At 47.3% G+C, this 14,688-nt stretch carries 9 protein-coding genes and 1 tRNA gene; 5 read left to right on the top strand and 5 right to left on the bottom strand.

Features of this window, described 5'->3' with window-relative positions; translation table 11 throughout:
* Nucleotides 1-13: 13 nt before the first annotated feature.
* The 3 genes from FOA19_RS10265 to FOA19_RS10255 all read left to right on the top strand — a co-directional run bounded on the left by FOA19_RS10265 (nt 14) and on the right by FOA19_RS10255 (nt 2,628).
* A complete protein-coding gene (locus tag FOA19_RS10265) occupies nt 14-559 on the top strand; it encodes an RNA 2'-phosphotransferase (RefSeq protein WP_149090742.1) in 546 nt (181 codons plus the stop codon).
* 280 nt (nt 560-839) lie between these two features.
* A complete protein-coding gene (locus FOA19_RS10260; RefSeq protein ID WP_149090741.1) occupies nt 840-2,147 on the top strand; it encodes a hypothetical protein in 1,308 nt (435 codons plus the stop codon).
* A gap of 406 nt (nt 2,148-2,553) precedes the next feature.
* Nucleotides 2,554-2,628, top strand: a tRNA-Glu gene (locus tag FOA19_RS10255).
* Here the strand turns inward: FOA19_RS10255 and FOA19_RS23755 are convergent.
* The 3 genes from FOA19_RS23755 to FOA19_RS10240 all read right to left on the bottom strand — a co-directional run bounded on the left by FOA19_RS23755 (nt 2,588) and on the right by FOA19_RS10240 (nt 5,730).
* Nucleotides 2,588-4,267 (bottom strand): recombinase family protein, encoded by a 1,680-nt coding sequence (locus FOA19_RS23755; RefSeq protein WP_223808943.1) that lies wholly within the window; start codon nt 4,265-4,267, stop codon nt 2,588-2,590. The two genes, FOA19_RS10255 and FOA19_RS23755, sit on opposite strands and share 41 nt — an antisense overlap.
* A gap of 4 nt (nt 4,268-4,271) precedes the next feature.
* Complete coding sequence (locus FOA19_RS23355; protein ID WP_190300359.1) at nt 4,272-4,673, bottom strand: hypothetical protein; 402 nt, start codon at nt 4,671-4,673, stop codon at nt 4,272-4,274.
* A 133-nt stretch (nt 4,674-4,806) separates the two neighbouring features.
* Nucleotides 4,807-5,730: a hypothetical protein gene (locus FOA19_RS10240; RefSeq protein WP_149090739.1), complete on the bottom strand. Its 924-nt coding sequence runs from the start codon at nt 5,728-5,730 to the stop codon at nt 4,807-4,809.
* Between the two features lie 142 nt (nt 5,731-5,872).
* Here FOA19_RS10240 and FOA19_RS10235 point away from each other — a divergent pair, with 142 nt between their 5' ends.
* Together FOA19_RS10235 and FOA19_RS10230 are read left to right on the top strand one after the other, a co-directional pair.
* Nucleotides 5,873-8,998 carry a DUF6371 domain-containing protein gene (locus FOA19_RS10235; protein WP_149090738.1) on the top strand — a complete coding sequence of 1,042 codons (3,126 nt, stop codon included), beginning with the start codon at nt 5,873-5,875 and terminating at the stop codon, nt 8,996-8,998.
* A 31-nt stretch (nt 8,999-9,029) separates the two neighbouring features.
* Nucleotides 9,030-9,743, top strand: coding sequence for a helix-turn-helix domain-containing protein (locus FOA19_RS10230; protein WP_149090737.1), 714 nt, complete (start codon nt 9,030-9,032; stop codon nt 9,741-9,743).
* 420 nt (nt 9,744-10,163) lie between these two features.
* Here the strand turns inward: FOA19_RS10230 and FOA19_RS10225 are convergent, their stop codons facing one another.
* Together FOA19_RS10225 and FOA19_RS10220 are read right to left on the bottom strand one after the other, a co-directional pair.
* Nucleotides 10,164-13,010 carry a phospholipase D-like domain-containing protein gene (locus FOA19_RS10225; protein ID WP_223808834.1) on the bottom strand — a complete coding sequence of 949 codons (2,847 nt, stop codon included), beginning with the start codon at nt 13,008-13,010 and terminating at the stop codon, nt 10,164-10,166.
* A 1-nt stretch (nt 13,011) separates the two neighbouring features.
* Nucleotides 13,012-14,607 (bottom strand): hypothetical protein, encoded by a 1,596-nt coding sequence (locus FOA19_RS10220; RefSeq protein WP_149090735.1) that lies wholly within the window; start codon nt 14,605-14,607, stop codon nt 13,012-13,014.
* Nucleotides 14,608-14,688 lie beyond the last annotated feature (81 nt).

Here is a 14,688-nt window from a genome sequence, read left to right as displayed (position 1 = left end):
GTATTATTGATTCATGAATGACAAGGACATAAGCAAACTCCTGAGCCTGGTGCTTCGGCACCAGCCCGAAAAGATTGGGATCACCCTGGACCAAAACGGATGGGCCCAGGTAGAGGAACTGCTGGCTAAACTACAGCAGAAAAGAATGACCGTAGACTTGGTGCAGCTGAAGCGGGTGGTGGAAACCAATAACAAGCAACGGTTTTCCTTTAACCCTGACCAGACAAAGATCAGAGCCAACCAAGGGCATTCTGTGTTGGTAGATGTTGGCCTGCCACCGGCAACACCACCAGAGTTTCTGTACCACGGAACGTCTGTTAACAACGCAGCACACATCCTCAAAGATGGTGTCAAGAAACAGTCCCGCCTGCATGTACACCTTTCCTCCGATCTTTCGACTGCTCTGCAGGTAGGGAGTCGGCACGGCAAACCATACGTTTTCACAGTGCTCAGCGGGCAGATGCACCTCAAAGTAATCTCCTTTTACCTATCAGAAAACAACGTGTGGCTCACAGACTATGTAGCGCCTGCGTATCTACAAGAATTTAAATTATCCTAACGGCTTTCTTAAAGGACAATACCTTATCTGCCTTTACAGTTAATTCTAAGAGGCACTTACAGCAGGACCTTTATGATTTGGGTTCCGTAATGGTGCAGACAGCTACAAATTATCCTAATAATACAACACCCCTAATGGAGGATCGCCGTATTATTGATAACACTGGTGTAATTATGCCAGATACATACCCATAATTGCGGCAGTTTTGGCTCTGCTTTTAAAAAGAAGCCCTTAAACACCCAATGCCATCTTTTAACTTCTGAAAGAAAACAACTGATTTATGCAGGTGACGGAAAAACTAACGACATATTACCACCATTATCAGGAATTAAAAGAGAAAGGCGGCCCTGAGGAGAATACTGAATTGTTTGAGGAAGTAATCCACCTGGAGGAGGAGATTATGGCGGCTTATGGCTTGCCGCCTTCCCACACGCACCTGCAGATTTTGTGGCAGTTTACAGAAAAAGCTCCTTTGAGCGAAGAAGTGATTCAGGGAACCCAGGAAAAATTGGAAACTGCGGCCACTGAGCACCTCATGGCACCCGTAAAAACCAACTTGGAGGTACTGCAGGAGGCTAAATCAGAGAAGATGAGCGCCTTCAATGTGCTGCCGGAGATTGGCCAGCCCACCCATGATTATCCTATTTTCCTGTTTGAGGAAATGCTGCTAAAAGACAAAGCCTCGCCTGAGGCCGTGTTACAGGAGATGGAATCGGTGAAGGAGTTGGACTGCTACGGAGAGGTGGCCACCCTGCTTTATTACCATCGTAAGACCTTCAGGAGAACAAAGATCTACAAGGCCTTGAAACCGCACCTGCAGTTCCTTGACACGTATCTGCAACAATTGAAGGCCCTGGGCGAAAGCGCGGAGCACAGCATTTTTGTGTCCAGCCTTGCCAAGGAGGCGCAGCAACTTTCCCAACCTACTACCCTTCCAGAGGACAAGATTATCTCCCTCATCGGGGTTGACCCGGCTACGTACCGTCCTGAATCAATCCTGCTCACCGATATTTTTGAAATGGAGGAGATTGTCTATGACGTAGACACGGCCATCACGGTAACCGGAAAGCTCAACAAGGGAGATTCCTCTAAGGATGTTTCCCTGGGTTTTGACCTGGGAGAACTTTGCAGCCTGCTTTCCCAATACCAGGAACAGGGGCAGCAGATCCTGGCCTTTTTTCACAAAACGCCTGACCTGAACCTCCCGGATTCTCCTATCGTCATCAATCTGAAGGACTGCACCGGCAGCACTTTCCTGGCAGAGCAACATTACTTCAGGGTATACAAGCCCCTGGTGTTGGGTGAAGACGGAACCCACCAGATGATTCAGGAGGAGTTTTACCTGGTAGAAGAGATCCTGGAAAAAGACACCTTTGATGCAGAACAACTCAAAAGCACCTCAGAATCGCTCAACGGCTTGCTCCAGCACCTCAAAGGCAGTTACCAAGAATACGTGGCCTATCTCCAGGAAGGGGAAACCGAGAAGAAAGCCCGCCAGAAGACGGGACTTGACCACCCCACCACTTTTGAACTGGCCCGCCAGCTGTACAACTATGAAAAGCACGGCGGCAAAGCCAGCTTTGATTAGGTTTATCTAGCTGCCCTAAAACCACCCAGGGAAAGAGAAGTTTAGTGGACCATAGACTGCTCATTCTGTTTTGAGCCTGTTTTCTAATAAATGCCTAAGAACAGAAATTGCTGAACATAGGTAATTTTGAGTGGATACATTCCTTGGACTATGAAGCCAAGTTGGTGTTTCTTACCAGAAGAAAAACCATGCATGTACCAGTGATCGGTGTTTTAGGACTGATTTATTGAAAACAGCCTGGAGGCGTGATAAAAGTTCAAAAATTTATTTCCACTGATCTTTCTTCAAAATCAGACACTTAGTAGAAGGAGAGCGGTTCTAGATAGAAAAACTAAACTTTTTTTCTGAGAGATGTTTGGCAGATAAAAAACGGCCTTCTATATTTGCACCATCAAAACCGAAAGATGGTCCGTTCGTCTAGGGGTTAGGACACCAGATTTTCATTCTGGTAACAGGGGTTCGATTCCCCTACGGACTACCAAGAGGGAAAAGTCAGTTTCACTACTGCTTTTCCCTCTTTCTTTTTCCCCCATCTTCTGCGAAATCTCGCTTGCAAGGCCGAAAATCGAGTTTACCCTGGTGGTTCGATACCCCTCTTTTTCCCGGTCATATTGCACCCCTTCCGGGAACACCAACGCCTGTAGCCTTCTACGCTGTAAAGCATCTCCCTTAGTCCAAGAGGATGAGAGACTTAGCGCCAATTTCAGCCCGTTTTCCACCAGCATCTGGTGGTTCGATAAAGGTCCAGACAATTTCTCCAGGTTCACCCCGATTTCCCGCCCCTCTGTTTTCAGCTCACCGCTGAACTTCTGGAATATCTCCCGCTCAATTTCCCCGTAGGCATAGCGCCGCTCCAGCGTATTCAGTTTCTTTTTCAGTTCCGCTAACTGCAGCTTCAGTCGCTTCTCTTCCTGCCCGTGCTCCTGGCTTAGCTTTGTAAACACCTGTCCCATCATCTCCTGCACCTGCGGCAGCAGGATCGGGTCGATTTGGAACTCCTTCAGCAGCCCTTGGTACAGTTCGTGCATCTTGCCTGCATTGCGGTTGAGGCAGCAGCCTTTGGTGTTGCACTTGTAGTAGTGAATACCCTTCTTCTTCATCTCGTAACCAGTAAGCGGCTTACTGCACGAGCCGCACTTGATGTGGTGGCGCAACGGCAGGTTTTCGTCCTCCTTCACCTGGGTATAACCCTGGGCATTCTGAGACTGGAGCCCGTTCACCCGCAGGAAAACATCCCTTGACACCAGCGGCTCGTGCCTTCCCTCTATAACTTCCCCCTCCTGTAGCAGTCCATGTGTAATGAGCCCGCAGTAGAAGGGGTTGCGGAATATCTTGGTCAGCGTCTGGTCGTAGAGCGGGAGGCCCTGGCTTTTGAGCCTTCTGATGATGTCGGTGTTGCTCAGCCCCTGTTCCGCTTTCAGCAGGAAAGCCTGCCGGATCAGCTTGCCCGTCTTGTTGGGCTTTATCACCTGCTCCCCGTTCACCTTCAGCTGGTCATAGCCCATGGGTGCCTTACCCACCACATAGCCTTTGCGCACCTTGGCCTCCATGCCCGCCATGCACTTCTCCCTGCGCTGATCGTTGTCGAACTGGGAGAAAAGGAATTGGATACCCTGCTGCAGCTTCCCTGCGGAGGTCATGGTATCCACCGGCTGGGTGACGGCCACCACCGAGATGCCCATCTGGGAAAGCTGGTCCGTGATGTAGATGGCATTGGAGCCTGAGCGGGAAAAGCGGTCATGGCTATAGACGATAATGTAGCCCACCTGCTGGCGGCTCTTCTTCGCAAATTCCAGCATGAGCTGGAAATGCTTCCGCTCATCGTTCTTGGCGCTCTCATAAGTGCCGCCAAAGGTCTCTACCACCTCATAACCGTGGCGCTCGGCATAGGCACGGCAACGCTCCAGCTGCGTTTCCAGGCTTTGGTTTGTCTCGGCCTGCTCTTTAGTGGAGACGCGGGTGTAGATAACGGCGACTTTCCCCCTGGCAGCGGCTTTGCTTTTCTTCCCTACCTGCCCAGGCCGGGCAAAGATGCTCAGGGCATTGTTAAGGTTAGTCGTAGTAGCGCTACCTTCTGTTGCTTTTGCGCCGTTGATTTTTGTTGCTGCTTGTTTTTTCATCGTCTTATCTGTTGCCGCCACGGTTATTCCTTTTTTGCTTGACCATTGCTACCGATTCTATTTCCTGAACGGAAGCCTCTACAGATTGCTGCTGTTTCGGCTCTTCCATTACCAGCCCGTAGAGCAGGCAGGACAAGCGGAGCATCTGCTCCACCATATCGGAGGCTGTTTCCTCTGCCAGGTGTCCGTATCCAGGCGTGTTCAATAGTCTCTCCACATGGTAGGACCTGAGCTGCCCATCTTCTTCTACTTGCCTATAGGGGCCGTTTTCCTGCAGTGCCTGTAACTGCTTTTCTGCCGGTTCTTGGTGCTTTTGTAATGCTTGTTGTTGTTGTTGTTGTTGTTGTTGTTGTTGTTGCTGCTTTCGCTTTACATTTTCTTTTAAGGTTGTTTGATTTACATTCACGGAGATTGTCCCAGTTTCCGCACTTGTCTGAGTTCTTCAGTTAAAATGCAACTTGGATGTTTGTCCTGAGTTCTTCAGTGACTTTCAATAGAGCCATTGCTGGCAGAAGCGGGGGAACACACCCGAAGGAGGGCTAAAGCCTGGTTCGCTGGGCCTCCTCGAAGGAGAGCTGTGTTCCGTTTTGCGTTTTCATGGTGATGGTGCTGTAGTCGCGGGTGCCCAGGATCCGGGCGATTTCTTTTTTCTGCTTGTCCGAGAGCTGCTTGTCTACTTTGGTGATCAAATCAGCCCTGCGCTTATTGCCTGTTTTGGAAAACTTAACAATGAGCTCTTTTACCTCATCGTTACGCATGGCCCTAAGCACCTCCTGCTCCTCCCTTGTCAGGATCGGCACCTTGGGCAGGAACTCCGCCTTGGTCTCGTCGCTGAGGAACTGGGCGAAGTAGTGCCCGAGCGGGATGTTGATGTGGGGGGTGCTGAGGTCAGGCTTTTCCCCTGAGTCAAAGCTCAGCAGGAACTCACTCCAGACAGCCACCTTGCCACTCGCGAAGATATAGATGTTGGAGTTGGAACGGTGCTGGAAGTGCCCCAACACAATCGGATAGAAAAGATACGGCAGGATAGTGCTCCTTGAATTCAGGCTTCCCTCTATAATCCCAAACTCCTCTTCCGTCAGTGAGCGTTTAGCTCCATCTTCCACTGTTTTCCTCAGGGCCGCCTTATCTTCTTTGCTCCACTCTATGCCGGCCCTGTAGTCTTCATCGAATAGGTAATCCTTGACAACGGCGATGGTCTCAAGGGGGAGCCCGAACCTGCGGAGGTCCTTCACGATCTGGATCCAGAGGTACTGGATGAAGTCGAAGTAGGTCCTCTTCCCGTCCTCCTCCGCATCGGGGATGATTCCCAGGCTGCGCCAGTTGTTATGCACCCGGGAAGTGATCCCGGCGTCCTTCAGGGAGAACTGCTTATGCCCAAGGACCTGCACCATCTCCATATAGAAATCAAAGGGTGTTTCGACATTAATAGGGATATCTATCGTAACAGATTTATCTTCCATGTAATATATTGTTTACGCAAATGTAAGAAACCAGAATTAACCTGTATACTTGCATGTAAAATAAATTTTAAACCCACGTTAGATTCGAACCCGGTACTCTAGGAGACACTTAGGCCCGAGGTTCCCCCACTGAAATGAATAAGTGACCTTTAGAAATGATGCACGGGCCATGGGAATGGCCTTGCATGGGACGCGTCCCACCACACCGGACGTGATTGACCAAACGGGAAGCCGCCCTAGGCTCATCTCCGGAAACGGGCCGCAACTACCCAGGGCCGACGAGCTGCTGGCCGACTCCGAAACCCTGCAGGTGCTGCGCGGGTACTTTCCTAACTACAGGAGGCTGGGCAAGGTCTTTGAAACGGACAATTCAAGGCGGGTAAACATTTACCTGCACAAGGGCCTGTTCCTGGTAAAAGACTTCACGGGGAAAGAGTTTGGGGACGATGCCACCCGCAACGTCCTCCAGGTACTTCAGTTTTACCACCGCTGCGATTTTAAAGAGGCGCTAGTCCTGCTATCGGATAAGCTAGGATATTCCTCCTCCGGGCACCGGGCACCGCTCCGGAAGCCGATGCCACGCCCTGCTGTTCCTAAGGAACCAGTAAACGAGCCTGAGCAAGTATATGTGGATCACCGGCAGTGGGACAATGTGTCCCAGCGGCTCCACTCGACTTTTCACGGCTATGCGCGGTCTCTGGGCGTAACAGACGAGCACCTAAAGCGATGGCACGTCGGCACCTCCACCAGGGTTGGGACAGTGTACACCGTCTTTGGCCATCAGAATTGGGACGGCTCCTACTTCAACCAGAAACATTTCATCTTTTCCATTGGCGGAAACAAGGTCACAAAGCCCTTCTACCTGAAGAATCCTGCTGGTAAGAGGTACGGGCAGTGCCTCTATGGCATCCACCTACTGCGGGAGGGGGTTCCTGTCGTGTTGGTGGAGTCCGAAAAGACAGCTGTGCTAGGCAGTTTCTTTTATCCCCAGTTTGATTTTGTCTCTACAGGCGGTGCTGCTTCCCTAAGCAAGGAAAAGGCAAGGGCCCTGCAAGTAAAATCCGGTTATGTGCTGATTGATGCCGACCAAGCTGGCCGCTCGTTGGGCACCTGCCGGATGCTTGAAAAACACGGACTGGATTTTATCCCGGTGGACTTGTCCCCGGACCGGGAAGATGGCTATGATTTGGCAGATGCGCTGCGGGACGGGTTGCGCCCTGACATTACCGACTGGCGTTTTCAGTTGAGGAAGGGACACGGAGGGCCCGATTACAAGCTGTTTGTGAATCGGTTCCTCGGTGAGCAGGCTGCTCCCTTGGTGGATTACATACAGCACCACGGCAAGGTATTGCTCAAAGCTAGAACCGGAACAGGCAAAACCACTTTTGCCCTGGAAGAGCTGGCTCGCAGTGTCCGTGGGCGTATCATCATCTTAGAGCCGCTCACTGTCATTGTGGATGCCATCGCCAAGAGCAGGTACGGGGAGATTGCCATCATCAAACAGGGGGTCACAAACGAAGATGTGCAGATTTCCCTATACAGCAAAATAACGGTCTGTACGTACGATAGCTTTGCCAAGCTGCCCCCTGTGGTAGACGATGATTTGATTATCTGCGATGAAGTGCATGAGCTGCTCTCCGGCTACGGCATGCCCGACAAGCGCCCCAAGTATGAATACCTCTTCAGGCAGCTATTAGCGGCTAAGAACGTGCTGTGCATCTCGGCGACGCCTCCGGGCTTCCTGCAGGAATACGGGTTCAAATACGTGGAAGTAAAGGCCGGGCAGTCACACAAGATACAGCTCACCCCCATCTCCTGCAAAGGCAAGGTGCAGCATGAACTGGCCAAGCTGCTTCCTACCCTTGACTTTGCCAACTACCAGTACCTTGTCCGGCTCAACGACCTAAAGCTCATCGACCAGATTGTAAGCAGCTTTCAAGGGCTGCCAACGGGGCAGGTAGCGGTGCTAAGTTCACAATCCAAGGGAGTGGCCGGAGGTGCGTATCAGGCCATCACAGATTCCAAACACATTCCGGAAAACATACGCCTCCTCTTTACGACTTCCCTCATAGACTGTGGCGTGGACTTGTATAACCAGCGGTTGCGGGTGATTATGGCAGAGCATCAAAACGAGCATCTGAGCGTTTCCAATGCCTTGCAGTTCATGGCCCGCCCCCGTAAGATGCCTTTGCTGCCGGTAACCCTGTACAAGCAAGAGCGGAAGGGGAAAGAGTATGACAGCGAAGCGGCCTACCAGGCTATCAAGAAGTTTGCGCAACAGGAATGCCAAACCCTGAACCTGCTCAACACCCAGTTTCAGGACCTAAGCCCATATCTGCCAAAGGGCTCCTATTATCTAAGGGAGACAGCCAAGTACTGCAGCTATAACAAGGAGACGGAGTGCTATGAGGTAAACAAGCTGCTCATTCACTATGAAGTTGGGCAAGCAATCATTCGGAGCACGGCAACAGCCGATTTTTACTCTCAAATGGAGGCGGAAGGCCATATTGTGATGCAGGATCCCCGGCAGGTGAAGGTAGAAAAGACACCGGAAACCCAAGCGCTCGACAAGGCAGCCAAAGCCGCCAGAAAATGTGTGGAGGAGCAGGCTCTGGCACTTCTGGAAACATGCTGCACCACGGCTACCTATACGGCCCTTCACCATGCCACCCGTGACCTGGAGCTTCGCAGACAGATTGTCCGGCTAGGATACGATGTGCGGATGAGCGAGGAGGCCGGTCAGCTGCAGGAAGCACACCAGGACCTTTTCACAGGCCAGGCAGCCCTGCCAGTATTCAAAAACTACCTCAAGCTGCAGGAAAGGGACATTGGCAAAGCAGGGATAGTGTCCCAGATGCGCGAGCACAGGGGAGCCAGGAAATTCGGGGACCTGCTCAACCGGCTGGATACCTGTGATAGGATAAAGCACTACGAACGCCTAGGGCCTGCCGATAAAAGGGACGTGGACCGGATTCTTCGGCACAAGCAGGCAATAGAAGGAAAGGTTACCGAATCAACTTCTATTAATAGTAAAATAGGTAATCGGGTAACCGCTGACACTGTTACCGCGGTGATGAACAGTGACCGAGACATAGCCATCAAGCTCACCAAAGAAAAAGCCATGCAGCTCTTCCGTCTCCTTTTTGATACGGACATGGTCGTCGTCAAGGAAAACGGAAAAACAGCCAAGTACTTCGGGATCGTGGCTGATAAAACCAAAGCGCTGCATGCTGATGAAATCGCTGCGGGAGCGGGTGTGGCAAAATAAATTTTAAACCAACTAAGAATTAATAACAAAGATGAAAAAAGAAGATTCACACGCACAGGTGCAGCACCTGCACGGGCAAGGCTATTCCATCAGAGAAATTGCCAAAGAAACAGGAATCAGCAAGTCCAGGGTAGGCAGAATGGTAAAGGAAATACAGGATTCAGGTCCTGGGACAGCAACTGGGACGCGTCCCACGACTGTTCTGGTAAGCCATGGGACGCTGGCTGGGACTACTTCAGCAGCCGTCCCAGAGAAAGGCTGGGACGCACTTGGGACAGAAAAAGAGAGTGAAAACGGAGTAGCTGCCCAGGAAATGCAGATAAAAGAGCAAGAAAACCGGGCTATTGAAGCGCTTTTCCTGGGGCGGTTCAAGTTCAACCTCGCTTGTATCTATCAGGATTTCTTGTATAATACACGCTCAGCGCTTACTAATAACATGGGGAACGAAGAGCTGGCGCACTCGCATATCAAAAGCAGGCAACAGCGGGTAGGTGATTTCATTTTAAGCGCCAGGGACACTTGTTCAACATGCCGAGTTAATTATCAGGAGCTCTATATGGCCTATGTTTTAGATAAACTCTTCTTTTTCCTGGGTCAGCAGCCGGAGTTAGAGCAAACTGAACGTGGGCTAGTGGTAAAGGCGGGAGTCGTGCTGGAGCAGTTTATGAAGAAGATAGAGCGGCTTGATGTCTTTACTCCCATCCTAGTTGACTTACCTACCTTTCCAGATTTAGAGTCGTTGTAACAGGTACCATTGATTGCAGTGTTGGCAGGATAAATGGGCAACAGCAGGGGCAACTATAATGGGAGTCCCTGCTGTTTTTAAATCAGTGCTGTTCATCCCAATTATCAAATTCAGCTTATAAAGTAGGCAGTTTTTCCATAAAGTCTGGATAAACAGTAGATACTCTCTTAGGAATTACTGTACAATACGGTCACCTTCCTTGTTGAGGAGCTTCTCATCTGCTCGCAGTACCACATGATTTATGAGTAGCTTTTTAGATCCAATGTTCAGAACCTGCTCAACGGTAGCTTAGGACAGAAGCTGGGACGTATTTTAAATTATCCCAATTAACACTGGGACAAGTATGGGACAGCTGTAAAATTAGCTTTTGGGACAGGAAATAAATTCAGAGATTGACAAAATTAATTTCGTTCCCAAAGATTAATTTTTAAATAGTATTATGTTAGTCAATGGATAAACTATTTTCATAGTGTTTTCTCCCTTATAATCGTCCCATGGTAAACATGGTTTTACTAATGTTATAAAATTATTGCCCGATTGTTTCAAAGTAGCGAAACCTAGTTCACGATGATAGATAATGGTACCTGACCCTAAAGAAGAGCGATTAGTTGATAAACTACTACTATCAGTTTCGAATATTCTTTGCCAGGATTGTACAGTTGGGATCAAACTAGAGAAGTAATACTTGAGGTTATCAGAAAAGTGCTCTGACTTAAGTTGGTTACTTTTATATAAGTCTTCAATTGCCAATTTCAGCTCCTTAGTATATTTAGTACTTAACTTATCAGGGCAAACTAGTTGTAAAAGGTCAAGAAGTAGTATGTCCCGGTATACTAATTCATCTTCCCTCCAACGAATATTAAGGATTAGGAACGTACATTTCCTGAAGATAGAATCACGGTAAAAAATTACTTTTTCATTCTGACTTTCATTTGTGTACTGATGAAATCCCGCCTTAGAATTAGCGCAGAGCAGAAAACAACCAAAAGTTTCAATAAGAATTGATTTTAAGTCTTCCTGAAAAAAGTACGGATAGGAACGTGTGATTGGCGAAAATTCTTCTTGATTTACCAGTAGATTAGCTCCACTAGCTGCAACCCTCTTCTTAAATTCAAGATAGTATTCAGGAAACATTTCAAAATATACAATGCTAAAATTGTCTCTGTTTATCTTACTAGTCTTCACCATTCCGAACTCCTTCTCTAATTCCTGAATGATAGGTTTTGTCTTATTAGTGGAATATAGGCCTACTTCAATGGTTGACACATTGTAACTCTTGCCATAAAACATATATAGCAAGTCAGTCATCACCGAAACATTGGAAAGTTCTTTTAAAGTAATGGGCCGCTTAGGAACATCCTGCAGCATTCGGGTTTCGAAGAACTTTTTATGCTGATTGCTGAAGAATTTATCAATCTTATCTAGGTGTTTGAAAATGGCTCTTTGCTCTGCCTCTCCTCTCGCTCTTTTGATAACCGATTGATCTACCTCCTGCTCTGAGCCCATCTGAAATTCTATATCATCTTGAGATAAAGCTTGTTCAGCGTTTTCCTGTACCTCACTACTTTGCACGACCATTCCTTTTGAAATAATATTCAGGATATCGGCAATCTGAACATTGGAAGTATTGAGCAACAACAAGTCTCTTGCTTGTGCTGATCTTAATTTGTAAAGCTCCTCTTCTGTTAGACCGATATGATCTATGGTAGTATTGGTTGAAACTGATAATCCAGAAGCACCCCTAAGTGGCTGAGCTGGTAAGCCAAATTCCTCTTCATCCACACTATAATCGATGTACTTCAGTAGGTCAGAGTAAATTCCATTTTCAGGGTCTGCAAGAAAGCCTTCTATTATTTGGGTTAGTTTATCATGACTTGGGTCCGGAGTACTTTTTACCAGGTAAGATATGTTATGGATTAAAGAATAATTAGACACCCGTACCCCATCAGAAACAAGGAATAACCGGAAGGCCTTATCTGGTTGCTGCAGGATAATCACAGCTTCTTCTGATACTGCTGGTAAAGAATGGATTTCCACCTCTTCGTTACTACTATTCAATACCTGTATTTCATAAACTGCCTTTGACGTTTTTTTTAAATGCACAGTTAACCGGCTCCCATTTCTTTCAGCATACAAAATCTTGTTCTCGTAGTTGATGCTTGGAGTACTGTCCCCCCGGTGCGTTTTTCCCTTGGCTGCTGCCTTAACGTTTAAGGTGGGGCCATTTTTAGTGTTTATACCAAGCTCTCTGATATAGCCATTCTTGTTTTTGCGCTTCAACAGTAAACCTGCCTCGCCATTTACGGCAAAATCTGCTACTGAGCCTAATGCCTGAATGGTGGCATTTGGACTACCTATCAGTAAATACTCCCAACCATCTGTATACTCAAAATGAAAAAGCTTGGCGTGTAACCGGTTATACCTGGTATCAAAATCCTTCAGGCAATCCTTCCAGTCGTAAAAAGCGACTTGGTTGTAAAGTATTTCGTTTAGCTTGGTAGGCAATATTCCGAATTGCTGGTCAGTTAGGCATGCAATCTCCTCGATTTCGAAGTCGGCAGTCAGCTGCTCCAGGATTGTTCCTTTCTCATCAAAATAAGGAGACACAATACTTAGCTTCTTTACTTTACTCTTTGGCAGAGACTCTATCAACTGCTGGTAAATGGAGACACTAGCTGTATTTGCTACAAATTTCACTTCCAGTTCATCATCCAGAGGAATAAATGTTTTGCCGGGAGCAATCAAGGCAAGTTCCCTTACCCAAGGGGAGTATTGTGTTATCCAGTCCAGCTTTTGCTGGTTAAATCCTTTAACTTGTGGAAAGTAGCCTTGCAGATATTGCCAGGCTGCCGCAAAAACTGGAGCATTATTGCAGTCAAGGGAATTAAGGTGAAAAGCTGCCCAAATTTCGTCATTGGTACTTAAACCAGAGGAGGTAAGATTACCAGACCCAATTACTAACAGTCCTTGGGTTGGCCCTGTCAGTAGCATAATCTTGGGGTGAAAAACTCCAGTCTCATAAACCGGAGTAAGGCTGTAGGTTTTGTGGTTTTTAAACTCGTTTCCAGTAACCATTTCAAGTGACTGCTCGAGGAATTTACCATCCACCAACACATTTACGTTCCTGACATTTGCCAACCGAAGGGCAGTCATCACACGTTCTTCGAAAAAGGTAAAATCGAAACTAAAGCAGGTAATGATGCAGGATGAATACTTATGCCTGTTCTTGCCTATTAAATCTAATATATTCTGCCTTTGTAGTGCCATTTCAGTTTTGAGCTAATTGTAATTGGCCAGCATCGGTGAGCCTACCTTCGGCATCAAGTAAGCCTAAGTCTTGTAGAAAGTTTATAAGATTGCGGATTCGGGGGCCTGTAAATCCTGGGTCAAAATTGCCGATATGCCGGATGTGATTATCTTCAATGATAAACTTCTGGGTTGATTGTGACCCTCCCCCTATTTTATGATAAGCTACATATTGATGTCTGTAAATGATATTACTTAGCAGGAACTCTTCTAAGAATTTATGTACAGGTAAGGTAACATATCGGTCAAATTTGCGGCAGAAGGAAACAACATCATGCTTACTGTCAATACCGATAGAAGAAGTATATTCTTCAAGACGATCCAGATACTGCTTGTTCTGCTGGTAAAGCTGCCAGATAAGGGCAAAACTCATTGCCATTCTAACTACTCCTTCTGCTCTCATTAGGTCTTGGTATAGCACTTGCTCCGGATCCAGGTTTGCAGTCAAGGCTTCAGCAATAGTCACATCTCCGGAATCAATGACTTCACCTTGTATTAGCAACTCAGTTATTTCTTTTGTGCTCTCCTGCAGCAGTTCCTGTACCAGCATCCACCCAGGACCTTCTCTTTCCTGTAGATAATCTAATAATCCGTTTAAAATAGCAGTACAGGCAACTTGCCAATACTCGTTAAGCTGGTAATAATACCAACCGAATAAACAATCATCTGAATGGTGGTTGACTTCACCTTTAGCTTGGTATGCATAAAAAGTAAATTTTCGCTGCTCTACTCCGCTTTTGTGGGTATCGGCATAGCGAAGTACATGCAGAAGAGTTGCTTTGCGCATACTCTTTTGGCTTATCACAGCATTGGCTGGCTCATCTAAATCTAGCATGAGCTGTAATAACAGGTTGTGTTCTTCTGTGCCGGTCCTTATATGGGCAAGATTGAAATCTGGTGTTAGCTTTTCAACCTGCTTTAAATCAATAGTACCCTTTCTTAAACAGCTCAAAAACAGCCCTTTGTTTTCTGGACTAACATTTTCATCAAAGGCGGCCGCAAGGGCCTCGCCACTTATCAATAGCTCTTTATTGCTGGACGTGCGCCTATAGATGCCTAGCAAATTACCACTAGCATCCAGAGGTTCTTCAATCAATCCGATCTGCCTGATTGAACCCAGATAATACTGACCAAACACGCCGAAACTGTATTGCCAGTAGGTATTTGTTGTAGAGCCATCAGGGTTGTAGGTAGCAGAACCTATATTAAAACTTGTCTCACCCTGATTCAACTGTCTTAATGCATAAAGACTACCTGCCACTCCGTTGGTATCTGCATGAGCTGCAATCAATGCCAAAATGTATTCTGCTCGGCGAACAAACCGTTTTTGTTCTTTAGGATCCGTTGTTTGAATCTGACGTGCATACTCGGTTAGTAACCAGCAATAGAAGCTGTAACTCCGCAGCCTACCTGTAACGTTGTTCAATCCAGGCAACAAGTAAGAGTAGGCTTGTGCAGATGGATTCTGCAGTCCTAATGGATCAAGACCCCGGACGAACGATAACCGATCTCCAAAAAAGGGAAGGCGGACTTCATTTTTATCTATTACTTTAGTCATGGTTTCGGCGCAACGATTAATAATAAGACTGAATGCCCAGAAATCAGCTTTGCTTTATAAAAATTGCACTAAACTTTAGCG

This window comes from Rufibacter hautae (assembly GCF_008271695.1).
In the GTDB taxonomy this organism is placed as follows: domain Bacteria; phylum Bacteroidota; class Bacteroidia; order Cytophagales; family Hymenobacteraceae; genus Nibribacter; species Nibribacter hautae.
The sequence above is the reverse complement of the archived record's forward strand: the minus strand, read 5'-3'. Positions and strand labels throughout refer to the sequence as shown.

What these genes read in the sequence shown, in the direction of transcription:
- FOA19_RS10240 (WP_149090739.1), bottom strand. Translation starts at nt 5,730, where the DNA reads ATGGAAGATAAATCTGTTACGATAGATATCCCTATTAATGTCGAAACA.
- FOA19_RS10225 (WP_223808834.1), bottom strand. Translation starts at nt 13,010, where the DNA reads ATGGCACTACAAAGGCAGAATATATTAGATTTAATAGGCAAGAACAGG.
- FOA19_RS23755 (WP_223808943.1), bottom strand. Translation starts at nt 4,267, where the DNA reads ATGAAAAAACAAGCAGCAACAAAAATCAACGGCGCAAAAGCAACAGAA.
- FOA19_RS10265 (WP_149090742.1), top strand. Translation starts at nt 14, where the DNA reads ATGAATGACAAGGACATAAGCAAACTCCTGAGCCTGGTGCTTCGGCAC.
- FOA19_RS10230 (WP_149090737.1), top strand. Translation starts at nt 9,030, where the DNA reads ATGAAAAAAGAAGATTCACACGCACAGGTGCAGCACCTGCACGGGCAA.
- FOA19_RS10220 (WP_149090735.1), bottom strand. Translation starts at nt 14,607, where the DNA reads ATGACTAAAGTAATAGATAAAAATGAAGTCCGCCTTCCCTTTTTTGGA.
- FOA19_RS10260 (WP_149090741.1), top strand. Translation starts at nt 840, where the DNA reads ATGCAGGTGACGGAAAAACTAACGACATATTACCACCATTATCAGGAA.